The organism is Arthrobacter sp. Y3223151, from assembly GCF_059091125.1.
The window spans coordinates 18,498-39,424 of record NZ_JBNHGI010000014.1 but is presented as its reverse complement, the minus strand read 5'-3'; the positions used below and the strand labels follow the sequence as shown (position 1 = coordinate 39,424).

19 protein-coding genes and 1 tRNA gene are annotated in these 20,927 nt (G+C 68.1%); 5 read left to right on the top strand and 15 right to left on the bottom strand.

Annotated elements, in window-relative coordinates; translation table 11 throughout:
- Positions 1 to 48 precede the first annotated feature (48 nt).
- Positions 49 to 121 (top strand) — tRNA-Arg (locus AC5RUP_RS15340).
- An 84-nt stretch (positions 122 to 205) separates the two neighbouring features.
- On the opposite strand, the gene AC5RUP_RS15335 is transcribed toward AC5RUP_RS15340, so the two are convergent.
- Positions 206 to 835 carry a hypothetical protein gene (locus tag AC5RUP_RS15335; RefSeq protein WP_494131818.1) on the bottom strand — a complete coding sequence of 210 codons (630 nt, stop codon included), beginning with the start codon at positions 833 to 835 and terminating at the stop codon, positions 206 to 208.
- A 167-nt stretch (positions 836 to 1,002) separates the two neighbouring features.
- On the bottom strand, positions 1,003 to 2,001 hold the full coding sequence (locus AC5RUP_RS15330) for a GlxA family transcriptional regulator (protein ID WP_494131819.1): 999 nt from the start codon (positions 1,999 to 2,001) through the stop codon (positions 1,003 to 1,005).
- An 81-nt stretch (positions 2,002 to 2,082) separates the two neighbouring features.
- On the opposite strand from AC5RUP_RS15330, the gene AC5RUP_RS15325 reads away from it, so the two are divergent.
- The gene (locus AC5RUP_RS15325) at positions 2,083 to 2,250 is read left to right on the top strand and encodes a hypothetical protein (protein ID WP_494000140.1); all 168 of its coding nucleotides are present in this window, start codon (positions 2,083 to 2,085) and stop codon (positions 2,248 to 2,250) included.
- Positions 2,251 to 2,367: 117 nt separating this feature from the next.
- Here AC5RUP_RS15325 and AC5RUP_RS15320 read toward each other — a convergent pair whose 3' ends face one another.
- Entirely contained in the window at positions 2,368 to 2,925 is a 558-nt protein-coding gene (locus AC5RUP_RS15320) for a DinB family protein (RefSeq protein WP_494154129.1), read from the bottom strand.
- A 254-nt stretch (positions 2,926 to 3,179) separates the two neighbouring features.
- Between AC5RUP_RS15320 and AC5RUP_RS15315 the strand changes: the two genes are divergently transcribed.
- On the top strand, positions 3,180 to 4,157 hold the full coding sequence (locus tag AC5RUP_RS15315; protein WP_494131821.1) for a helix-turn-helix transcriptional regulator: 978 nt from the start codon (positions 3,180 to 3,182) through the stop codon (positions 4,155 to 4,157).
- A 62-nt stretch (positions 4,158 to 4,219) separates the two neighbouring features.
- Here AC5RUP_RS15315 and AC5RUP_RS15310 read toward each other — a convergent pair whose 3' ends face one another.
- The 3 genes from AC5RUP_RS15310 to AC5RUP_RS15300 all read right to left on the bottom strand — a co-directional run bounded on the left by AC5RUP_RS15310 (position 4,220) and on the right by AC5RUP_RS15300 (position 7,001).
- Positions 4,220 to 5,008 carry an ABC transporter ATP-binding protein gene (locus AC5RUP_RS15310; protein ID WP_494131822.1) on the bottom strand — a complete coding sequence of 263 codons (789 nt, stop codon included), beginning with the start codon at positions 5,006 to 5,008 and terminating at the stop codon, positions 4,220 to 4,222.
- 1 nt (position 5,009) lies between these two features.
- Positions 5,010 to 5,909 carry an ABC transporter permease gene (locus tag AC5RUP_RS15305; protein ID WP_493979031.1) on the bottom strand — a complete coding sequence of 300 codons (900 nt, stop codon included), beginning with the start codon at positions 5,907 to 5,909 and terminating at the stop codon, positions 5,010 to 5,012.
- A gap of 102 nt (positions 5,910 to 6,011) precedes the next feature.
- Positions 6,012 to 7,001 (bottom strand): ABC transporter substrate-binding protein, encoded by a 990-nt coding sequence (locus AC5RUP_RS15300; RefSeq protein WP_494001277.1) that lies wholly within the window; start codon positions 6,999 to 7,001, stop codon positions 6,012 to 6,014.
- Between the two features lie 370 nt (positions 7,002 to 7,371).
- On the opposite strand from AC5RUP_RS15300, the gene hrpA reads away from it, so the two are divergent.
- Positions 7,372 to 11,367: an ATP-dependent RNA helicase HrpA gene (gene hrpA / locus AC5RUP_RS15295; protein WP_494158721.1), complete on the top strand. Its 3,996-nt coding sequence runs from the start codon at positions 7,372 to 7,374 to the stop codon at positions 11,365 to 11,367.
- A gap of 26 nt (positions 11,368 to 11,393) precedes the next feature.
- Here hrpA and AC5RUP_RS15290 read toward each other — a convergent pair whose 3' ends face one another.
- From AC5RUP_RS15290 to AC5RUP_RS15275, 4 genes are all read right to left on the bottom strand, one after another.
- The gene (locus tag AC5RUP_RS15290; RefSeq protein WP_494131824.1) at positions 11,394 to 11,822 is read right to left on the bottom strand and encodes an HIT family protein; all 429 of its coding nucleotides are present in this window, start codon (positions 11,820 to 11,822) and stop codon (positions 11,394 to 11,396) included.
- A gap of 160 nt (positions 11,823 to 11,982) precedes the next feature.
- Positions 11,983 to 13,143 (bottom strand): NAD(P)-dependent alcohol dehydrogenase, encoded by a 1,161-nt coding sequence (locus tag AC5RUP_RS15285; RefSeq protein WP_494154251.1) that lies wholly within the window; start codon positions 13,141 to 13,143, stop codon positions 11,983 to 11,985.
- 108 nt (positions 13,144 to 13,251) lie between these two features.
- A complete protein-coding gene (locus tag AC5RUP_RS15280) occupies positions 13,252 to 14,085 on the bottom strand; it encodes a sulfurtransferase (protein WP_494154252.1) in 834 nt (277 codons plus the stop codon).
- Positions 14,086 to 14,192: 107 nt separating this feature from the next.
- A complete protein-coding gene (locus AC5RUP_RS15275) occupies positions 14,193 to 14,852 on the bottom strand; it encodes an MBL fold metallo-hydrolase (protein WP_494154253.1) in 660 nt (219 codons plus the stop codon).
- A gap of 145 nt (positions 14,853 to 14,997) precedes the next feature.
- Here AC5RUP_RS15275 and AC5RUP_RS15270 point away from each other — a divergent pair, with 145 nt between their 5' ends.
- Positions 14,998 to 15,441, top strand: a complete 444-nt coding sequence (locus tag AC5RUP_RS15270; RefSeq protein WP_494000149.1) for a Fur family transcriptional regulator — start codon at positions 14,998 to 15,000, stop codon at positions 15,439 to 15,441.
- Here AC5RUP_RS15270 and AC5RUP_RS15265 read toward each other — a convergent pair.
- The 5 genes from AC5RUP_RS15265 to AC5RUP_RS15245 form a co-directional block, all read right to left on the bottom strand.
- Complete coding sequence (locus AC5RUP_RS15265) at positions 15,438 to 16,331, bottom strand: metal ABC transporter permease (protein ID WP_494154254.1); 894 nt, start codon at positions 16,329 to 16,331, stop codon at positions 15,438 to 15,440. The genes AC5RUP_RS15270 and AC5RUP_RS15265 overlap by 4 nt on opposite strands.
- A 2-nt stretch (positions 16,332 to 16,333) precedes the next feature.
- Positions 16,334 to 17,128, bottom strand: a complete 795-nt coding sequence (locus tag AC5RUP_RS15260; protein ID WP_494131829.1) for a metal ABC transporter ATP-binding protein — start codon at positions 17,126 to 17,128, stop codon at positions 16,334 to 16,336.
- A gap of 109 nt (positions 17,129 to 17,237) precedes the next feature.
- Positions 17,238 to 18,221, bottom strand: a complete 984-nt coding sequence (locus AC5RUP_RS15255) for a metal ABC transporter solute-binding protein, Zn/Mn family (RefSeq protein ID WP_494154255.1) — start codon at positions 18,219 to 18,221, stop codon at positions 17,238 to 17,240.
- Positions 18,222 to 18,495: 274 nt separating this feature from the next.
- Positions 18,496 to 19,545, bottom strand: coding sequence for a hemolysin family protein (locus AC5RUP_RS15250; RefSeq protein ID WP_494154945.1), 1,050 nt, complete (start codon positions 19,543 to 19,545; stop codon positions 18,496 to 18,498).
- Between the two features lie 8 nt (positions 19,546 to 19,553).
- Positions 19,554 to 20,897: a hemolysin family protein gene (locus AC5RUP_RS15245; protein WP_494154944.1), complete on the bottom strand. Its 1,344-nt coding sequence runs from the start codon at positions 20,895 to 20,897 to the stop codon at positions 19,554 to 19,556.
- Positions 20,898 to 20,927 lie beyond the last annotated feature (30 nt).

Below are 20,927 nucleotides of genomic sequence, written 5' to 3'. Positions count from 1 at the left end.
ATAAGCTCAATAGGTCCCGCAGGGCACCGGGCCAACAGCCTGTGCCGCGCCCTCGTAGCTCAGGGGATAGAGCGTCTGCCTCCGGAGCAGAAGGCCGTAGGTTCGAATCCTATCGAGGGCACTGAAGCGCAGGACAAGGGAGAATCCCCGGCCAAACGGCCGGGGATTCTCCCGTTAACTGCAGCCGGCCTGCGCCGGAGGTGCGTTACTCGCCGTCTCCCGGCCCGTCGAAGCGGCGGTCGACGCCCACCTGGTCCACCTTGCGGTGGAAGCGCATGCCGGACCTGCCGCCGAGAATGGCGCCGGCGAGCGAAACCAGCGCCGCGACGACCAGGAATATGATGCCGCCGGTCGTCAGCTCCCCTTCGCCGAGGGGCACGCGGGGGAAACTGTTTAAGGCGCTCAGCACATTGAACTGGCTGCCGGCGATCAGCCCCAGGATGGCGAGCACAATGGCAACCACGATCGCCCACAGCCACACGGCCAGCCCCTGCTTGACGCCGTCGAAGCGGGCCATCCGGCCGGCCACGTATCCGCCGCAGAAATACGAAATGAACAAGATGACGGCCAGGATGATGCCGCCCGCGATGCCGACCGTCCCCAGGTTCCGGGACGCCTGCTCGGCAACCTGCGCGGGATCGGCGCTCTCGGCAATGCCCACTGCCGTGCCGATGGCGGCTACGAGCGCCGTCAGGATGACCCCGATCCCGGTGGCCGCGAGCCAGCCGAAGAACGCCGAACCCCACTTGATGCCGCCGAATTGGCGCCTCTCGGCCGCTACCACTTCATTGCGCCGTTGCTTCGGGCTCCTGGCCCCTTCTGCAGCTGAACTCATCACCGGTTCTCCTTTGTTCGCTTGGGGTGCGCGCGCCCGGCAGGCGCAGGCACCCTGCTCATCCGCCGCGCATCGCCCGCCGGACTACTAAGCACACTTATGAGTGTGCCTGCACGCGGGCCGCGGTACAAGGACAACCCCCGGCGTGCCGCGGAGGGAAACGGCCCCTAGCGGGCCGCGCTGCCTGCCGGCTGCCGCGCGCCGGCGGCGGCGCCACCGCCGCGGAAGGTGCGGCGGTAGGACGCCGGGCTCACGCCAACGGACCTGGCGAAATGGTGGCGCAGCAGCACCGCCTGGCCGAACCCGGTGATCCGGGCGATCTCCTCGATGTTCAGGTCCGATTCCTCGAGCAGTTCCTGCGCACGCAGCACCCGCTGGGCGTTGATCCATGCCGCCGGCGTCGCGCCGGTCTCGGCCCGGAACCGGCGGGCGAAGGTGCGCTCGGACATGTGGACCCGCGCGGCCAGCTGGGCAACGCTGACGTCCTGAGCCAGGTTCTCGGACAGCCACGCCAGCAGGTCCTTGAGGGTGTGGCAGCCGGCCAGCGACATGGGGCGGTCAATATATTGCGACTGGCCCCCGGCCCGGTGCGGCGGCACCACCATGTCCCGGGCGATGGCCGAAGCCACGGATGCCCCGAGTTCGGTCCGCACCAGGTGCAGGCAGGCGTCGATTCCGGCGGCGGTGCCGGCGCTGGTGATGATGCGCTCGTCCTCCACGTACAACACGTTTTCGTCGACGTCGACCTGCGGATATTCTGCGGCCAGCTGGTGTGAGTACTGCCAGTGGGTGGTGGCGCGCCGGCCGTCCAACAGCCCCGCTTCGGCCAGCACAAAGGCCGCCGAGCACACGGACAAGACCCAGGCGCCGCGGGCGTGGGCCGCCCGCAGGGCCTGCAGAAGCGCTTCGGGGGCCTGGTCCATGCGCTGGTACGGCGCCACCACCACGAGGTCCGCGTCGTCGGCGGCCTCCAGCCCGAGCGGGACATTGAGGGAGAACCCCAGCTTGCTGCTGACGACCCCCGGCTCGGGGGTGCAGATCCGGAAGTCGAACGCCGGAACACCGGTCCCCCGGTCGGAACGGTCGATGCCGAAGACTTCGCAGACCACCCCGAATTCGAACGGCGCAGCTCCCGGAAGCACCACCACGGCCACCTTTTTCAGCATGCCACCAGTATGGCAGTTTTTTATGCTTTATGGTCGTTTCTGCCACTCTTTTTTTGCCGGCCGCAGGACCACCATGGAGGCATGGAACTCCTCCTGATCACCGCACTGGCACTCCTCGTAATCATCGAAACCCTCCGGCTGATCCTGCGTGACGGACGGGGAAACACCCCGCCGGAACGCTCGCAGGCCGACTGGACGGCCGGCTCCACCCCGAGCCGCCCCTACACCGACCTCGCCCGGCTGGCCTGACCCGGCCACCCCTCCGCGGGTTCCTGACGAAGGGACCCGCGGGACCCGGCCCCCTGAAAGCACCCCGCGGCCCGGCCCTCTGGAGCAACCCGCGGCCCGGACCCTCTGCACGGCTCCCTACTGGCGGTGGGCGAACAGGTCGCGCAACAGCGCGACCTCGGCCAGGTGATGAATCATTTCCCGGTTGATGTGCAGCACCAGCGTCCCCATGGATCGCTCGGCATAGGGGCCTTCGGCCGGCCCGCAGGGCGCCGCCAGCCCCTCGTCGCCGAGTCCCCGGACACCCGCAATCCAGTGCGCATAGTATTCGTCCAGCAGCTCCAACGCGCCCGACGCCGTGCCCGGATAGTCGAACGATTCGTAGCTGACCGGCGGCCCGCCGAAGTGCGAGGCGTTACGGCTGCCCAGCACGCCCACCAAAATGTGGCCCAGCCGCCAGGCAACGGTGGTGACGGGCGGCGGCACCGGCTCCGGAAGTCCGAAGTCGATCGTGAAAACGCCGGCGCCCACCGCCATCGGTGCGGTACTGGTCCCGCGGTGCCGCACGTTCCAGCAGCCCTCGGCGGGCTCCCAGAAGTACTCTTCGTCGGTAAGCCCCTCCAGCCGCGGCCGGGCCTGGGCGTCCCAATGCCAGGTCAGCTGCTCGAGCAACTCCTCGGCTGCATTGAAAGACATTCCGGCTCCTCCCCAACGGCGGCTCCCCGCCTGGGGAGCCCGGGAGTCCATCATGCCGGGCGGCCGGCTGTTTGCCCAGAGCGGGGGGCGAACCCCTGGGACGGGACGGGTTGCCGGTTGCCGGCAAGCCGGCCCCCTGATCACGGACAGTTCTTGTCGTGAATCGAGACTAGAGTGGCCCTGTTGCCGGAACGACCGGCACCCGCGCGTGCTGCAGGGTTCGGTACGCTCCGGCTGCTGAAGACAGGTGGGCCATGCTCGAAACGTCCGCGCGGCTGCTGCAGCTGCTCTCCCTGCTCCAGATGCGCCGGGAGTGGACCGGGTCCGCCCTGGCCGGGCGGATGGGGGTCACCGAACGGACGGTGCGCCGCGACATCGGCAAGCTCCGCAGCCTCGGGTATCCCATCAATGCCTCCCCCGGCGTGGCCGGCGGCTACCAGCTGGGCGCGGGCGCGCAGCTTCCGCCGCTGCTGCTTGACGACGACGAAGCCCTCGCCGTCGCGCTGGGCCTCGGGGCGGTGACCGCCAGCCCGGTGGCCGGCGTCGGCGAAGCCTCGCTCCGGGCGCTGACCAAGCTGGAGCAGGTGCTGCCGGCGCGGCTCCGGCCCAAGTTTTCCACCCTGAAGAACGCCGTGGTCACCCTGGCCGGCCCCACCGCCGCCGTTGACCCCGAGGTGCTGACCGGGATTTCCACCGCCATTGCCGAACGGCGCGTGGTCGGCTTCCGCTACGCCAAGGCGGACGGCGAGTCCGGCCGCCGCCTGGCCGAACCGTACCGGCTGGTGGACACCGGGCGCCGCTGGTATCTGGTGGCCTACGACACCGGCCGGCAGGACTGGCGCACCTTTCGGGTGGACCGGTTCGAATCGGTTCCCACGGCGCGTGAACGCTTTGCCCCGCGGCAGTTGCCGCAGCCGGACCTGGCCGCCTACGTCCAGCAGTCGATCACGCGGTCGCCGTACCGGTTCGACGTGGTGGTCCGGATCGACGCTCCCCTGCAGGCCGTCGCGGAGAGGATCCCGCCGAACATCGCCGTCCTGTCCGACGACGGCGGCGCCACCCTGCTGCGGGCCGGCTACGATTCGCTGGACTACCCCCTGGTGGAGCTGGCCGCCACCGGCTTTGCGTTCGAAATCCTGGAGCCGGCGGAATTCCGGCAGCGCGCCGCGGAGCTCGCGGGTCGGCTGGCTGCTGCCGCCGGCACGGGAACGGCGGCCGCCCCTACCGCCTAGGTGGGACAGCCGCCGTCGTTCGTTGACCCGGTCCGATGCCGGTGGCTCCTGGAGCGCGGACGCTACTGGAGCATGGTGCGGTCGTCGACCACGCCCTTGATCTTCTCGAACTCATGCAGCAGGTCCGGCACTGTGGCCTTCTGCTTCTGCTCCTGGTTTAGGTCCAGGATGATCCGGCCCTCGTGCATCATGATCAGCCGCGTGCCCAGCCGGAGCGCCTGCTCCATGTTGTGGGTGACCATCAGCGTGGTCAGGCGGTGCCGGTCCACCACTTCGGCGGTCAGGCGGCTAACCAGCTCCGCACGCTGCGGGTCGAGGGCGGCGGTGTGCTCGTCCAGCAGCAGGATTTTCGGGCTGCTGAACGTGGCCATCAGCAGCGACAGCGCCTGCCGCTGGCCGCCCGAGAGCAGACCCACCTTGGCCTTGAGCCGGTTCTCCAGCCCGAGCTCCAACGAACGCAGCTCTTCCTTGAAGAATTCGCGCTTCTTGCGGGTCACGCCGGGGCGCAATCCGCGGCGCTTGCCGCGTTCGTAGGCGATGGCCAGGTTTTGTTCGATGGTCATCTCCGGCGACGTTCCCGCCATCGGGTCCTGGAACACGCGGCCGACGAAGCGGGCCCGCTGGTGGTCGGCGAGCCTGGTGACGTCGTTGCCGTCGATGCTCACCGTGCCAACGTCCGGGCGCAGCTTGCCGGAGGTGATGTTCAGGATGGTCGACTTGCCGGCACCGTTGCTGCCGATCACCGTGACAAATTCGCCGGCGGCCAGGGACAAGTTGATCTCCTGCAGGGCGACTCGCTCGTTGACGGTGCCTGCGAAGAAGGTCTTGTGAACGTTCTTGATATCCAGCATGTCAGCCCTTCGCTCCCGTCAGGGACTTCTTCATCTTTCCGAGCCCGCCGACGCGGCGAAAGACCTTCCACTGCGGCAGCACCAGCGCGATGACCACCAGCACGGCCGAGACCAGCTTCATGTCATTCGGCTGCAGGCCGGCCTGGAGGGCCAGCTGGATGACCACGCGGTACAGCACGGAACCGAGCACCACGGCCAAGGTGGCGATCCAGATCAGGCGGGTTCCGAAGATCGCCTGGCCGATGATCACCGAGGCCAGGCCGGCCAGGATCAGGCCGATGCCCATGCCGATGTCGGCGAAGCCCTGGTACTGGGCGATGAACGCGCCGCAGACGGCCACGAGCCCGTTGGACAGGGCGAGGCCCAGGATCTTCTGGTTGTCCGTGCTGACGCCGAAGCTGCGGATCATCTGTTCGTTGTCGCCGGTCGCCTGCATGGCCAGTCCGATGTCGGTGTGCAGGAACCAGTCCATGATCACCTTCACCACCAGCGCGACCAGCAGGAAGATGGCGATGGCGCCGATGCCGCCGAGCATCCCCGACTCGCGCAGCGGGGTGATCAGGGTTTCTTCGCGCAACAGCGGCAGGTTGGCCCGGCCCATGATGCGCAGGTTGATGGAATAGAGGGCGATCATCGTCAGGATGCCGGCCAGCAGGCCGTTGATCTTGCCCTTGGTGTGCAGCAGGCCGGTGACGGTGCCGGCAGCCATGCCGGCGATGAAGGCCAGGATGGTGGCCATGACCGGCGGCATGCCGTTGATGATGCTGATGGCGGCGACTCCGGCGCCGGTGGTGAAACTGCCGTCGACCGTCAGGTCGGGAAAATCGAGGATGCGGAAGGTCAGGTAGACCCCCAGGGCCATGATCGCGTAGATCAGCCCAAGCTCAACCGCGGTAATCATAGGTAGTAGACCTTGGTTCTCTCGTGGCGTCGCTCCGGCGGCCGGGCTGGCCGGCCGCCGGAGGGACTGCGGACTTCTTCGGCTCGAGCTGGAAGTTCGGGCTTACTCGAAGACGTGGTCGGCCGTGTCGGCATAGCCGTCCGGCAGGGTCACACCCATGCGCTTGGCGGCGGCCGGGTTGACGTAGAGTTCCAGCTCGGTCTGGGTCTCCACCGGCATGGAGGCCGGTTCAGCCTCGCCCTTGAGGATCTTCACGGCCATCTCGCCGGTCTGGTAGCCCAGCTTTTCGTAGTTGATGCCGTAGGTGGCCACCGTGCCGCGCTTCACCGAGTCGCCCTCGGCGGCAATCGTCAGGATCTTCTTGGATTCGGCCACCTGGATCAGGGACTCGAGGGCGGACACCACGTTGTTGTCGGTCGGCACGTAGAACGCGTCGACGTCGAGCGACTCGGCGGCCTGCTGGACTTCACCGGAGTTGGAGATCGCTGCTTCCTTGATCTCCAGGCCCAGTTCCTTGGCCGCTTCCTTGGCCCATTCCACCTGGACGGTGGAGTTAACCTCGCCCGAGGAGTAGACGATGCCCACGGACTTCGCGTCCGGGTTCAGCTCCTTGACCAGGGCCAGCTGCTCCTCGACCGGGTTGCGGTCCGAGGTACCGCTGACGTTCGATCCCGGGGCGTCCATGCTTTCCACCAGCGAGGCGGACTCCGGGTCGGTGACCGCGGTGAACAGGATCGGGGTGTCGACGATGGCCTGCACGGCCGCCTGCGCGGTGGGCGTCGCGATGGCCAGGATGAGGTCCTTCTGGTCGCTGGCGAACTTGCCGGCGATGGAGGTCGCGGTGCCCTGGTCGCCCTGCGCGTTCTGCTCGTCGTAGGTCACGGTCTCGCCCTCGACGTAGCCGTTGTCGGCCAGCGCCTTCTTGAACCCTTCGCGGGCCGCGTCCAGGGACGGATGCGAGACGATCTGGCTGATGCCGATCTCCACCGATTCGGTGCTGCCTTCGGCGGCATTGCCCTCGGAGGATCCCGCGTTGCCGCACGCGGAAACAAGCAGGGCGGTGGCCAGCAGGCCTGACCCCAGGCCGAACATGGTCGAACGTTTCTTCACGATGTTCCTTTCAAATGTCCGTCACGTGCCGGATAGCCCGGCACTTTTCCGCCTTGCCGCCCCTCCCCGGCGCGGCTGAAGCGGTCCGCCACACGCGGCGTCGTCATCGGCGCCGGCGGTGATGGCAGGCAACCCTGCGGAAGCGTCCTGAAGATCTTACCTGTGAACCGAGTCACATTGTCTAATCAGAACCGCGGGGTCAGGACAACCATATGAGATACGTCTCCCCCACCGGACAAATTGCCTCCGTTTGTCGCCGGATAGTTATTTATGTCCACGGACGCACGCCTTGCCGGTCCTGCTGTGCGGACGGTCCGGGGCAGCGGGTCCAGCGACTAGACTGTGGTCAATCATGGCTGTGAACATCACGTACCCCGCGGCCCTGCCGGTTTCGGAGCGGCGCGAGGACATCATGGCGGCCATCGCCGCGAACCAAGTGACCGTCATCGCCGGCGAAACCGGCTCCGGAAAGACAACGCAAATCCCGAAGATGTGCCTGGAGCTGGGCCTGGGCGAGAAGGGGCTGATCGGCCACACCCAGCCCCGGCGGCTGGCCGCCCGGACCGTGGCCGAACGCATCGCCGAGGAACTGGACGTGAAGATCGGCCAGGAGGTCGGCTTCCAGGTCCGCTTCACCGGCGAGGTCGGCCGGGATACCCGGATCAAGCTCATGACGGACGGCATCCTGCTGGCCGAAATCCAACACGACAAACTGCTGAAAAAGTACAGCACGATCATCATCGACGAGGCCCACGAACGCAGCCTCAACATCGACTTCATCCTGGGCTATCTCAAGCAAATCCTGCCCAAGCGTCCGGACCTGAAGGTCATCATCACGTCCGCGACGATCGACCCGGACCGCTTTGCCCGGCACTTCGGCAGCGACGACGAACCGGCGCCGGTGATCGAGGTTTCCGGCCGGACCTACCCTGTGGAAATCCGCTACCGCCCGCTGAACCAGCCGGCGGCCACCGATCCCGACAACCCGGACGTGGACGAGCTGGAGGAAGACCGCGACCCGCTCGACGCCGTCTGTGACGCGGTGGACGAGCTGTCCCTGGAGGCGCCCGGGGACATCCTGGTCTTCTTCTCCGGCGAGCGCGAGATCCGTGATGCCGCCGACGCCCTCGCGGCCAGGATCAAGACCAACCGCCGGCTGGCCGGCACCCAGATCCTGCCGCTGTACGCCCGGCTGTCGCTGGCGGAGCAGCACCGTGTCTTCTCCCCCGGCGGCCAGCGCAGGATCGTGCTGGCCACCAACGTGGCCGAGACGTCGCTGACGGTTCCGGGCATCAAGTACGTCATCGACACCGGCACCGCGCGCATCTCCCGCTACTCGCACCGGACCAAGGTCCAGCGGCTGCCGATCGAGCGCATCTCGCAGGCCTCGGCCAACCAGCGCTCGGGCCGCTGCGGCCGCGTCAGCGACGGGATAGCCATTCGGCTCTATTCGGAAGAGGACTACGACTCCCGGCCGGAATTCACCGACCCCGAGATCCTGCGCACCAACCTGGCCGCGGTCATCCTGCAGATGACCGCGATGGGCGTGGCCCGCGGCCCCAAGGACATCGAGGCGTTCCCGTTCGTGGAGCCGCCCGAGTCCCGCGCCATCAACGACGGCGTCACCCTGCTGCGCGAACTCGGAGCCCTGCCCGAGCCCGGCACCCTGCCCCAGCCCGGCGCCAAGGAAGGATCCGCGCCGAAGTCGGGGCTCACCGCCGTCGGGCGCAAACTGGCGCAACTGCCGGTGGACCCCCGGCTGGGCCGCATGATCGTGGAGGCCGGCCAGCGCGGCTGCGTCCGCGAGGTGATGGTTTTGGCGGCGGCGCTGACCATCCAGGACCCCCGGGAGCGGCCCCATGGGGACAATACGGCCAAGCAGCAGCAGGCCAACGAGAAGCACAAGCGCTTCGTGGACGAGAAGTCCGACTTCACCGGCATCCTGAACCTGTGGCGCTATCTGCAGGAGCGGCAGCAGGAGCTCTCCTCCACCCAGTTCCGCAAACTGTGCCGCACCGAGTTCATCAACTACCTGCGGGTCCGGGAGTGGCAGGACCTGTTCGCGCAGCTGCGCCAGCTGGCCAAGCCGCTGGGCATCTCGCTGGAGTCCGGTCGGGAGGTCGACCCCGTGGGCAGGCACGACGACATCCACAAGTCCCTGCTCGCCGGCCTGCTCAGCCACATTGGCGTGTACGAGGAGCGCAAGCGCGAATATGCCGGCGCGCGCGGCACCCGGTTCGCCATCTTCCCCGGCTCGGCGCTGTTCAAGAAGTCGCCGGACTGGGTGATGGCCGCGGAGCTCGTGGAAACCTCCCGGCTGTGGGCCAGGGTGGCGGCGAAATTCGATCCGGCCTGGGCCGAAGAGATTGCCCCGCAGTTGTGCAAGCGCACGTATTCGGAGCCGCACTGGTCCAAGAAGATGGGCTCCGTGATGGCCTACGAGAAGGTCACCCTCTACGGGGTGCCGATCGTCCCGCAGCGCCGGATCCAGTACGGCCGGATCGACCGGGAACTCAGCCGCGAGCTGTTCATCCGCCACGCCCTGGTCGAGGGCGACTGGCGCACGCACCACAAGTTCTTCCACCGCAACCGCAAGCTGCTGGCCGAGGTCGAGGAACTGGAGACCCGGATGCGCCGCCGCGACCTGCGCGTGGACGACGAAACGCTGTTCGAGTTCTACGACGAACGGATCGGCCCCGAGGTAGTCTCCGAACGGCACTTCGACAGGTGGTGGAAGGACGCCCGGGCGGAGAATCCCACGCTGCTGGATTTCGATCCGGATGCCGTGCTGGCCGCCGACGCGGAGGAACTCGACGCCTCGGCGTTCCCGAAGACGTGGCGGCAGGGGACCTTCGAGCTCCCGCTGAGCTACGAATTCTCGCCGGTGGCACCGGGGGCAACCCCGGATCCGTCGGACGGCGTGACCGTGCACGTGCCGGTGCTGTTCCTCAACCAGCTGGACGCGGCCCCGTTCCGCTGGCAGATCCCGGGCCTGCGGGTTGAGCTGGTGACCGCGCTGATCAAGTCGTTGCCCAAGCAGGTCCGGAAGAACTTCGTCCCGGCCCCGGACGTTGCCCGGAGCGCGGCGGCGGCCCTGGCGGCGGACTTCGATCCCGCCGAAGATGACCTGGAGCCGTCGCTGGAGCTGGTGCTGCGCCGGCTGAAGGGGCACATCATCCCGCCCGGCTCATGGAACTGGGAGACCGTGCCGCCGCATCTGCGGATGTCGTTCCGCGTGCTCGACGGCGCCGGCAAGGTGCTGGGCGAGGACAAGGACCTGGACCGGCTGCAGCAGGAACTTGCGCCGGCCAACCGCCGGGCCATCGCCGAGTCGCTCGGGGCGACGCCCAAGACCGCCCAGCCGTCGCCGGCGGGTCAGCGCCGCGGCGCCACCGGCAAGAAGCGCGGCGGCGGCCAGGCCGCGGCCCCCTTTGCCGGGACACCGGCGTCGGGCACTGCCGCACAGGACGCCACGGGCCTGCAGGAACGCAGCGGCCTGACCGCCTGGCCGGACGGCGACCTCCCCCGCGAGGTCAAGCGCGAGGTGGCCGGGCACACCGTGACCGGCTATCCGGCCCTGGTGGACGAAGGCAGCACCGTCGGTGTGCGCGTCTTCCAGACACCCTCCGGCCAGCAGGCGGCCATGCGCTCGGGCATCATCCGGCTGCTGGTGCTGCGGGTGCCCTCGCCGCAGCGGTACGTGCTGGACCACCTGAACAATACGGAGAAGCTGACCTTCACGCAGAACCCGCACGGTTCGGTGGCGTCGCTGATCGACGACTGCACGCAGGCAGCGGTGGACAAGCTGGTGCCGGTCGAACTGCCCTTCACCCGGGCCGGCTTCGACGCGCTGTACGAGCAGGTCCGCGCGGAACTGATCGACACCGTCTTCACCGTGACCGCCATCGTGGAGAAGATCCTCTCCAGCACCCGGCGGATCCAGAAGGAGCTGAAGTCCAACGCCAGCCTGGCCCTGATCAGCCCGCTCTCCGACATCAAGAGCCAGCTGGAGCAGCTGGTCTATCCCGGGTTCGTGGCGGCCACGGGCTATGCGCAGCTCAGCCAGCTGCCGCGCTACCTGCAGGGGATTGAGCGCCGGCTGCAAAAACTGCCGACCGCCGTGGGCCGGGACGTGCAGCACATGGCAGTGGTTCAGCGACTCGAAGACGAGTACGACGACGCGCGGGCGGCGCTGAAGCCCGGGAACCTGGACGGCTCCGGGCTGGACAGGGTGCGCTGGATGCTGGAAGAACTGCGGATCAGCTTCTTCGCGCAGGAACTCGGCACCGCGTATTCGGTGTCCGAGAAGCGCGTCCGAACTGCTTTGAACGAGGCCCTCGCCGGCTGACGCGCGGGGTACGACAGGTTCCCGCGTCAGTCGGCGGGAACGACGTCCCCGTGTCCGGCCTCGCGCAGCGCCGCCCGGAGGCGTTTGGCTGACTCATCCATCACGGCCGGGTCCGGGTCCTGCTGCGCCCGCTTGAAGTCGAACTCGGCCTCCGAGTTGGAGGGCCAGACGTGCAGGTGCAGGTGGTTCACCTCGAAGCCGGCGATGATCAGGCCGGCACGGGCAGCGCCAAAGGCATCCACCTGAGCCTTGCCGATGGCCTGGGCGACCGCGGTGAGTTTCTGCAGCAGATCGGCCGGGGCATCGGTCCAGCGATCCACTTCCTGCCGCGGCACCACCAACGTGTGCCCGTCTGCGAGCGGGCCGATGCTCAGGAACGCCACCACGTCGTCGTCCTTCCAGACGAAGCGGCCGGGGATCTCGCCGTCGATGATTTTGGTGAAGAGGGTGCTCATGTACGCAGTCCTTGTCGGTTGGGGTCATTCGGGGGTCGGTAAGAGCCGGCCAGGTTCCAGCCGGGCTCGTGGGAGTCCGGTCGGGTGACAGCGAAGGTTCGGCCGGCCCGGCCTCGGTGCGGGCAGGTCCACCGCAGGCGATCAACCACGGGCAGGCCGCTCAGCGGTTCAGCGATGCGATGTCCAGGACGAAGCGGTAGGCGACGTCGCCGGCCACCATGCGGTCATAGGCTTGGTCGAGGTCCGGTGCGCCCACCAGTTCGATGTCGGCCGTGATCCCGTGTTCGGCGCAAAAGTCCAGCATCTCCTGGGTCTCGGCTATGCCGCCGATCTTCGAGGCGCCGTAGGCGACGCGCTCGCGCATCAGCAGGTTGACCGGCACCGGCGGCATCGGCTCGGGCGGCACGCCCAGTTGGATCAGCGCACCGTCGCGGCGGATGGCCCGCAGGTACGGGGCAAGGTCGTGGGCCGCGGCCACCGTATCGATGACCAAATCAACACTCCGCCGGGCCGCGGCGAGCGCCTCGGCGTCTCCGGTCACCACCACGTGGTCGGCGCCGAGCGCGCGGGCCGAATCGGCCTTGTCCGCCGAGCTCGTGAAGACGGTTACCGACGCCCCCATGGCCTTGGCCAGTTTGACAGCCATGTGTCCCAGCCCGCCCAGGCCCACCACGCCGACGGAGTCGCCGGCTTCGACGCCGAAGTAGCGCATGGGCGAGTAAGTGGTGATGCCGGCACAGAGCAGGGGGGCCGCGGCGGCGGGGTCGAGTTCCGGCGGCACGCGCAGCACGAAGTTCTCATCGACGACGACGGACGTTGCGTATCCGCCCTGCGTCATCCCGCCGCCGTGGCGGCGGTCGCGGGCGCCGTAGGTGCCCACCGCACCCTTGTCGCAGTACTGTTCAAGTCCTTCCCCGCAGGCGGAGCAATCGCCGCAGGAATCCACCATGCAGCCCACGCCCACCAAGTCGCCGACGGCGTGCAGGGTGACGTCCTGGCCGATGGCCGTGACCCGCCCAACGATCTCGTGGCCGGGCACCAGGGGATACTCGATCTCGCGCCACTCGCCGCGGACCGTGTGGACATCCGAGTGGCAGAGGCCGCAGAAGGCGATGGCGATCTCCACGTCGTGCGGTCCGGCGGCGCGGCGTTCAATCTGCAGGGCAACCATGCCGGAATCGGGCCCCGTCACTCCATAGGCCGCCGCCCTCCTCATACTGCTCCTCGGTGTCTGCAGGTCGGCTGCCGCGAGGGCCTGCTGCTCCTGGTCAGGTGAAAGCGGTTTCCCCAGCGGCGGCGGTGCCGGACGGCCAAGTGTCATGGGCCTGACGCTACCGTTTGCTGCTTCGCCATGCCACCACGGCACACCCTCTGTGACGCTTTCGGTGCCGTGGTGCAGGGCGTCGCTCCGGGCTGATCCGGCGGCTGATTACGGCGCGCTCCCCGTGGCTACCGGCAGCTCGGGATGTCCGCACCACTGTGACCAGGAGCCCGGGAAGAGGGCCGCATCCATGCCGGCCTCGGCCAACGCAACGACCTGGTGGGCGGCGGTGATGCCCGATCCGCAATAGACGGCCACCTTCCGTCCTTCCGCCCCCAGGTCCTTGAACCGTGCCGCGAGTTCCGCGGGCGGCAGGAAGCGCCCGTCCGGGGCCAGGTTGGCCGTGGTCGGTGCACTGACGGCGCCGGGGATGTGTCCGGCGCGGGGGTCCACCGGCTCGAAGTCGCCGCGGTAACGCTCGGCGGCCCGGGCATCCAGCAACAGCGAGGTACCCGCGAAATCCAGCACGTCCTCCAGCTCAAGCCTGGGCATCCTGCCGCTGCCCAGATCGACGTTGCCCAGGCACGCCAGCTCGTCGCCGCTGTCCAGTTCAAACCCCTCGTCCCGCCAGGCGGCGAGCCCGCCGTCGAGCAGGTAGACGGAGTCGAATCCGCCGTCTTTCAGCAGCCACCACACGCGGGCCGCGGCCATGCCGCCGTTGTCGTCGTAGGCCACCACGACGTCGTCGTTGTTGATGCCCCAATCGCGTGCGGCCTCGCGGAAGGCCTCCGGCTCCGGCAGCGGATGGCGGCCGCCGGCCGGCGTCGGAGCCGACGCCAGCTGCGAGGGCAGGTCGACGTAGACGGCACCGGGAATGTGGGCCTGGCGGTAGTGGCTGTGGCCGGCGTCGTCGCCCAGTTTCCAGCGAACATCGAGCAGTACGGTGCGCTGTCCGGAGATCATCCGTTCACGCAGTGTCTGCACGTCCATCAGAGTCCTCATGAGATCTCCTCCTGACTGCTGGCGGGCGTCGTTGCCCGCCGGTGTCCCGACAGTCCATCACAGCAGCCGGTATTGGGCCAAGCAGCCCGTCCGTGCTGTCCCGAAGGTCAGGCCAGCTCCACGCTCTCCCCCGGCGAGAGGTGCCGATACCTGGTGCCGTAGTAACCGCCAATCCGCTCCACGTGCTTCTCCACCAGCGACAGGCCGCGGTCGCTCAGGCCGGCGTCGTGGATCGGATAGGCATGCTCGGCGCGCATCGCGGTCACAAAGTCGATCACCTCGCCGGTCTTCGACCAGGGCGCGTGCACGGGAACCAGGACCGTCCTGACGGCCAGTCCGTGCGGAACGATGAAGGAATCGCCCGGGTGGTACAGGCTGTCATTGATGACGTAGCCGATGTTGGCGACCACCGGGATGTGCGGGTGAATCAGGGCGTGCTGGCCGCCGAAGGTGCGGATGCGGAACCCGGGCACCTCGAACTCCGTTTCCGGTTCGGCGGTATGGATCCGTCCCGCCGCCGCCGGGACCAGCGCCCGGAGGCCGGCGGCCACGGAGGCCGGGGCATACAACTGCATGTCGTCCGCCGCCTCGAGCAGGCCCGGAACCCGGTCCTGGTCGATGTGGTCGGCATGCTCGTGGGTGACCAGCACGGCGGTAGCCCCGTCGAGGGCCTGCTCCACTTCCGAGAAGTTACCGGGGTCGATCACCAGGACGTGTCCGTCCCGCTCAAGCCGTACGCACGCGTGGGTGAATTTTGTCAGCTTCATGGATCACACCCTAGCGGCGGGGGCCGGCCGGCGTCCCTGCGGTGCGTCGTGCGGGCGGGCCGGCGTGCCCCGGTAATCAGGCCTGCTGGTAGGCTGGGATGCACCCTACGGGTGCCAGTATCGACAGCGAGGAGCCGAAGCGGACATGTCCGTTCCTTCAGCGAAACCGCAGGCGCAGCGCCGCGGTTCGGAACAGCGGGTGACCCGCCAGAGGGTGGCCGTGGCCGCCGCCTTGGACAGCTTGGAGGACTTCGTCAGCACGCAGGAACTGCACCGCTTGCTGCAGGACCGCGGCGATTCGGTCTCGCTGGCCACCACGTACCGGATCCTGCAGGCCATGGCCGACGACGGGCAAGTTGACGTGATGCGCAGCGGCGAGGGCGAGGCCGTGTACCGGCGCTGCGCCGTCGAACATCACCATCACCACTTGCTCTGCCGCACCTGCGGCAAGACCGTGGAAATTGAGGCTCCGGCGGTGGAGCAATGGGCTGCCCGAATGGCGGCGGAGCACGGCTTCACGCAGGTTGCCCACACCGTCGAAATGTACGGGCTGTGCCCGGACTGCAGCGCCGCCCCCGCCAGCGCTTAACCGGCAGTCACCCGTACCGCGGCGACGTCGCGCCGCCCCACCTTGCCGCTCCGTTGCCGCCGCGCCCCGGCCAACCGGCAGACCACGTAGATCAGGAACGAGATCGTCGTGACGTAGGGGCTGATCGGCAGGCTGCCGCCCAGGGCCAGCAGGATGCCGCCCACCACAGCGGTCACCGCGAACACCACGCTCAGCAGCACGACCACGCGCGGCGAACTGCTCACCCGGAGCGCCGCGGCGGCCGGGGTGATGACCAGGGACAACACCAGCAAGGCACCGACCACCTGGATGGACAGCGCCACGGCAAGTCCCAGCAGGAACATGAACACGATCGCGAGGGCGCCCACGGGCACGCCGCGGGCCTCGGCCAGGTCCGGATCGGCGCTGGCGAAGGCCAGCGGACGCCAGATGGCCACAAGCCCCAGCACCACCACGGCCGAACCCGCGGTCAGAAGGTTCAGCTGCACCGTGTCCACGGACACGATCTGCCCGGTCAGCAGGCCGAACTTGTTCGCCGAGCGGCCCTCGTAGAGCGAGAGGAACAGGATCCCCAGGCCCAGCCCGAAGGACATGATCACGCCCGTGATCGAGTTCCGGTCCCGTGCCCGCATGCCCAGCATGCCCAGGACCACGGCCGCGATCACCGAGCCCACCAGCGAGCCGAACACCACGTTCGCGCCGATCAGCAGCGCGCATGCCGCCCCGGCGAAGGACAGCTCGGCGATGCCGTGCACGGCAAAGGCGAGGTCGCGCATCATCACGAACACGCCGATCAGGCCGCCGACCAGGCCCAGGACGGCGCCGGCAATCAGCGAGTTGCGCACCAGTGGGAGCAGGTCGCCGTAGTCGTTGAAGTTGAAGACCGCGTTCAGCAGTTCCGATGCATCCATGCTTACACCGCCTCGCCGTGGTGGTGGGTGGTCGCGTCGGGAAGCCCCACCACGATGATCCGGCCCTGGTTGTGGATGACCTCGACGTGGCTGTTGTACATGTGCGACAGCACCTCGGTGGTCATCACTTCTTTCGGCGTGCCAACGCGGAACTGGCCGCCGGCCAGGTAGAGCACCCGGTCCACATAGTCGATGATCGGATTGATTTCGTGCGTGACGAAGACGACCGCGCTGTTCCTTTCGTGGCATTGCCTGTTGATCATGGAGCTCACGGCCTGCTGGTGGTGCAGGTCCAGCGAGAGCAAAGGCTCGTCGCAGAGCAGCACCTGGGGGTCGGAGGCCAGCGCCTGGGCCGCCCGCAGCCGCTGTTGCTCGCCGCCGGACAGCTGCCCGACCGGGGCTTCCGCGTAACCGGAGGCGCCCACCATTTCGAGCAGTTCGTCCACCCGCCGGCGATGCCTGCGGCCGTTCAGCCGAATGCCCCACCGGTGCCCGTCCAGGCCCAGGCCCACCAGGTCGCGCGCACGCAGCGGGGTCTCCGGAGCGAAGGTCTTTTGCTGGGGGATATAGCCGATGTCCCGGCTCCCGCGCTCCAGCGGCCGTCCGTTGACCTCGGCCGTGCCACTGCTCAGCGGCTGCAGGCCCAGCAATACGCGCAGGAAGCTCGTCTTGCCGGAGCCGTTGGGGCCCAGCACCGCGAAGAACTCGCCCGGGTTGATGGTCAGGTCGAGGTCATGCCACAGCACGCGCTGGCCGAAGGACAGCGAAGCACCCTGCAATCGGACGGCGGGGGTCATGGCAGTGTTCCTTTGAGCTTCCGTGCCGCGCAGCGCACGAAGGGGATGCGGCACTTGCGGCGTCCGGCTTGGACTGCCTCAGTTAACCACAGCCCGGCGTCCTGTCCGGTCACGCGTCCAGCGCCTGGTCCACCGATTCCAGGTTCTCCGCCATCCAGGCCAGGTAGTCCTGATCCGGCGGCAGGGTCTCGGTGAAGTTGAGGACGTCGATGCCCGCCTTCTCCGCCAATTTGCGCAGGCCCTGGGTCTGCGGCCCTTCGGTCTGTTCGTTATAGGCGACGAACCGTACCGACCCGCCGGAAATCAGCTCCTCGGCCTCCCTCAGGGCTGCCGGGGCGGCGTCATTGCCTTCCTCGGCCGCCTCCATGAAGCCTGCCGGGGTCTTGTTCTCCAGTCCCAGCGCATCGAAGAAGTGCAGCGGCACCGGATCGGTGGCCGCTACGGCTTCCCCGGCCGCCGTGGCTGCGAGTTCGTCGATGTCGCTCTGGAGGCCGTCGATTCCGGCGCGGAACTGGTCGGCATTGGCCAGGAAGGTTTCGGCCTGCTCCGGGTCCAGGGCCGAGAGCTTCTCCGCGATGGCGTCCGCAATCGCGGCCATGGTCGGCAGGTCGTACCAAACGTGTTCATTGAAGCCGCCGTGGCTGTGGTCCGCGTGGCTGTCCTCCGTCTGCCCCGCGTCGCCGCCCCCGTGGGCCTGTCCTGCCTCGGCGGCCTTGGCTCCGGACAACGGCGACAGTTCCACCGCAGTGATGAGGTAGTCGTGGTCGACGCCGGTCTCGTCCGCCAGCGTGTGCATGAAAGTGTCGTAGCCCCCGCCGTTTTCCAGCACCAGGTCGGCCTGGGAGATCGCCAGTTTGTCCCGCGCCGTTGCCTCATAGGAGTGCGGATCCTGGGCCATCCGGTCGATGATCGAGGTGACGTCGACGTGCTCGCCGCCGATGGTTTCGGCCACATCACCGTAGACATTGGTGGAAGCGACCACGCTCAGCTTGCCGTCACCTTCGGCCTCTCCCCCTGCGGCGGCGCAGCCGGACAGCAGCACCGCGGCGGCGGCCAGCCCGGCCAGTACGGGAGCGGTTCGTGAGAGCCTCACGGGCAAACCTCGGTTCTACTCATAATGAGAATCAGTAACAATAAGGTTTTCAGCATAACGCAATTGCGAACCGTTCGCATTCGGCGGGGCAGGCGCGGCCCGGGGCACACAGGCGTGCGGGGCAGGCGCGGCCCGCGGCACACGAGCTTGCGCGGCAGGCGAGCGGCCCGCGGCACACGAGCTTGCGCGGCAAACGAGCGGCCAAGGCGGATCCGCCCGGCTCGGGACCGGCGCGCGGCGCGGGACTGTCTTGCCGCGCCGCGCCCCGCGAGGGCTATTCGCCGGTCCGGCGCAGTCCCTGGGCCTGCGTTTCGTCGCGGATCTCGCCCACCAGCACTTCCAGCACGTCCTCGAGGAACAGCACGCCGTGCGTACTGCCGTCGGATCCCAGCACCCGGGCCAAGTGCGATCCGGTGCGCTGCATGACCGCGAGCGCGTCCTCGATCTCCTCATCGAGCGCCAGGTTGGCCAGGGTGCGGACCTTGGTGACCGGAATCGTCTTGTTGAGCCGGTCCTCGGGGATGGTCATCACATCCTTGAGGTGCAGGTACCCGGTGAGGTTGTCGTTGGCGTCGGCCACGGCAAACCGGGAGAACCCGGTCCGCCCCACCGCGCGCTCGAACTGCGCCGGCGTGGTGTCGACGCCGATGGTAACCAATTCATCAAGCGGCACCATCACGGCGGCGGCGGTCACCGCCGAGAACTCCAGCGAACTGGAGATCAGTCCGGCGTCGTCGTCGACCAGCCCGTGCCTGGTGGATTCCTGCACAATGGACTGGACTTCCTCCAGCGTAAAGGTGGAAGAGACCTCGTCCTTCGGCTCGATCCGCACGGCCCGCAGCAAGTGGTTCGCGGTCCAGTTCAGGGTGAAGATCACCGGCCGCACCACCTTGGAGACCGCCACCAGCGGCGGAGCCAGCAGCAGCGCGGCCTTGTCCGCCATGGACACGGACATGTTCTTCGGCACCATCTCGCCGAAGGTCACGTGCAGGAACGTCACCAGCAGCAGCGCCACGGCAAACGAAATGCCGTAGGAGATCTCGTGCGGAATGCCCAGCCACCCCTCTAGCGGCAGCAGCAGCAGTTCCTTGATCGCCGGTTCGGCCACGTTCAGGATCAGCAGCGAACACACGGTGATGCCCAGCTGCGCACAGGCCAGCATCAGGGAGACGTGCTCCATGGCCCAGAGAGTGGTCTTGGCGCGCTTGGAGCCGGTGTCGGCCAGCGGCTCGATCTGGCTGCGGCGGGCGGACATGACGGCGAATTCGGCGCCGACGAAGAACGCGTTGGCGAACAGCAGCACTACCAGCCAGAAAATACCCATGGCGGCCATCAGAGCGCACCGCCCGCATTGCCGGCCTCAGGCAGCACCGCACCGGTTGCCGGACTCGGGATGAACCGGACACGGTCCACCCGCCGTCCGTCCAACCGCTCGACTTCCAGCGTGCCGCCGTCCACGGCCACGGTGTCGCCCACCACCGCAATCCTGCCCAGCTGCGCCATGATGAAGCCGCCGACCGTTTCGTAGCTGGCCCCGTCGGGCACGGTCAGCTGCGGGATTTGCTCGCTGACCTCGTCCGGACGCAGCAGGCCGGGGAAATACCAGTTTCCGGTGGCGCTCTGCAGCACGCCGGGCTTCACCCGGTCGTGCTCGTCGGCGACTTCGCCCACGATCTCTTCCACCAGGTCCTCCAGCGTCACCACGCCGGCGGTGCCGCCGTACTCGTCGAGCACCACGGCGAACTGCAGGTTTGCGGCCCGCAGCTCCGACAGCAGCGAATCCAGGTGCACCGTCTCGGGCACCCGCAGCACGTCGGCCATGATGGTGCCCACGGGCAGGTGCGGACGCTTCTTGCGCGGCACCCCGATCGCCTTCTTGATGTGCGCGACGCCGCGGACGTCGTCGGGGGAATCGCCGAGCACCGGGAACCGGGAGAAGCCGGTGCGGCGGGCGGCGGCGATGAGGTCGGCCACGGTCTGGTCCGCGTCGATGAACTCCACCCGGATGCGCGGCGTCATCACGTCGGCCGCGGTCCTGCCGGAGAAAGACAAGGTCTTGGCGAGGAAGTTCGCGGTCCCGGCATCCAGGGTGCCCATTTCCGCGGAGCGGCGTACCAGCGATGCCAGCTCGGACGGCGTGCGGGCGCCGGACAGTTCTTCTTTGGCCTCCAGCCCGAACAGGTGCAGCACCTTGTTGGCGAAGCCGTTGAGCAGCACCACGAACGGCTTGAACACCGCGGTGAAGATCAGCTGGGGCCGGGCCACCAGCTTGCCGACCGCCATGGGCAAGGCGATGGACGCGTTCTTGGGCACGAGTTCGCCCAGCAGCATGGACAGGAGGGTGGCGATCACCATGGCGATCACCGCACCGACCGGCTGGATGACGGCCTCGGCCAGGCCCAGCGCGGTCAGCGACGGACGCAGCAGCGAGCTGATGGCCGGTTCCATCAGGAAACCGGTCAGCAGCGTGGTGAGGGTGATGCCGAGCTGGCAGCTGGAGAGTTGCGTGGAGAGGGACTTCAGGCATTTCATCAGCGGCACTGCGCCGCGGTCGCCGTTGTCGATGGCGCGCTGCACGGTGGGCTGGTCAAGGGCCACCAGGGCGAATTCCACGGCGACAAAAAAGCCGGTGCCGAGGATCAGCAGCATGCCGGCGGTGATTTGGATCCATTCCATCTAGCGCGCCACCGCCCCGAACTTCAGGCG

Excerpts from the sequence above, each read along its gene's own strand:
- AC5RUP_RS15275 (WP_494154253.1), bottom strand. The coding sequence starts at position 14,852 with ATGAAGCTGACAAAATTCACCCACGCGTGCGTACGGCTTGAGCGGGAC.
- AC5RUP_RS15285 (WP_494154251.1), bottom strand. The coding sequence starts at position 13,143 with ATGACACTTGGCCGTCCGGCACCGCCGCCGCTGGGGAAACCGCTTTCA.
- AC5RUP_RS15250 (WP_494154945.1), bottom strand. The coding sequence starts at position 19,545 with ATGGGTATTTTCTGGCTGGTAGTGCTGCTGTTCGCCAACGCGTTCTTC.
- AC5RUP_RS15335 (WP_494131818.1), bottom strand. The coding sequence starts at position 835 with ATGAGTTCAGCTGCAGAAGGGGCCAGGAGCCCGAAGCAACGGCGCAAT.
- AC5RUP_RS15280 (WP_494154252.1), bottom strand. The coding sequence starts at position 14,085 with ATGAGGACTCTGATGGACGTGCAGACACTGCGTGAACGGATGATCTCC.
- AC5RUP_RS15260 (WP_494131829.1), bottom strand. The coding sequence starts at position 17,128 with ATGACCCCCGCCGTCCGATTGCAGGGTGCTTCGCTGTCCTTCGGCCAG.
- AC5RUP_RS15310 (WP_494131822.1), bottom strand. The coding sequence starts at position 5,008 with ATGCTGGATATCAAGAACGTTCACAAGACCTTCTTCGCAGGCACCGTC.
- AC5RUP_RS15320 (WP_494154129.1), bottom strand. The coding sequence starts at position 2,925 with ATGTCTTTCAATGCAGCCGAGGAGTTGCTCGAGCAGCTGACCTGGCAT.
- AC5RUP_RS15305 (WP_493979031.1), bottom strand. The coding sequence starts at position 5,909 with ATGATTACCGCGGTTGAGCTTGGGCTGATCTACGCGATCATGGCCCTG.
- AC5RUP_RS15270 (WP_494000149.1), top strand. The coding sequence starts at position 14,998 with ATGTCCGTTCCTTCAGCGAAACCGCAGGCGCAGCGCCGCGGTTCGGAA.
- AC5RUP_RS15290 (WP_494131824.1), bottom strand. The coding sequence starts at position 11,822 with ATGAGCACCCTCTTCACCAAAATCATCGACGGCGAGATCCCCGGCCGC.
- AC5RUP_RS15300 (WP_494001277.1), bottom strand. The coding sequence starts at position 7,001 with ATGTTCGGCCTGGGGTCAGGCCTGCTGGCCACCGCCCTGCTTGTTTCC.
- AC5RUP_RS15315 (WP_494131821.1), top strand. The coding sequence starts at position 3,180 with ATGCTCGAAACGTCCGCGCGGCTGCTGCAGCTGCTCTCCCTGCTCCAG.
- AC5RUP_RS15325 (WP_494000140.1), top strand. The coding sequence starts at position 2,083 with ATGGAACTCCTCCTGATCACCGCACTGGCACTCCTCGTAATCATCGAA.
- AC5RUP_RS15265 (WP_494154254.1), bottom strand. The coding sequence starts at position 16,331 with ATGGATGCATCGGAACTGCTGAACGCGGTCTTCAACTTCAACGACTAC.
- hrpA (WP_494158721.1), top strand. The coding sequence starts at position 7,372 with ATGGCTGTGAACATCACGTACCCCGCGGCCCTGCCGGTTTCGGAGCGG.
- AC5RUP_RS15245 (WP_494154944.1), bottom strand. The coding sequence starts at position 20,897 with ATGGAATGGATCCAAATCACCGCCGGCATGCTGCTGATCCTCGGCACC.
- AC5RUP_RS15330 (WP_494131819.1), bottom strand. The coding sequence starts at position 2,001 with ATGCTGAAAAAGGTGGCCGTGGTGGTGCTTCCGGGAGCTGCGCCGTTC.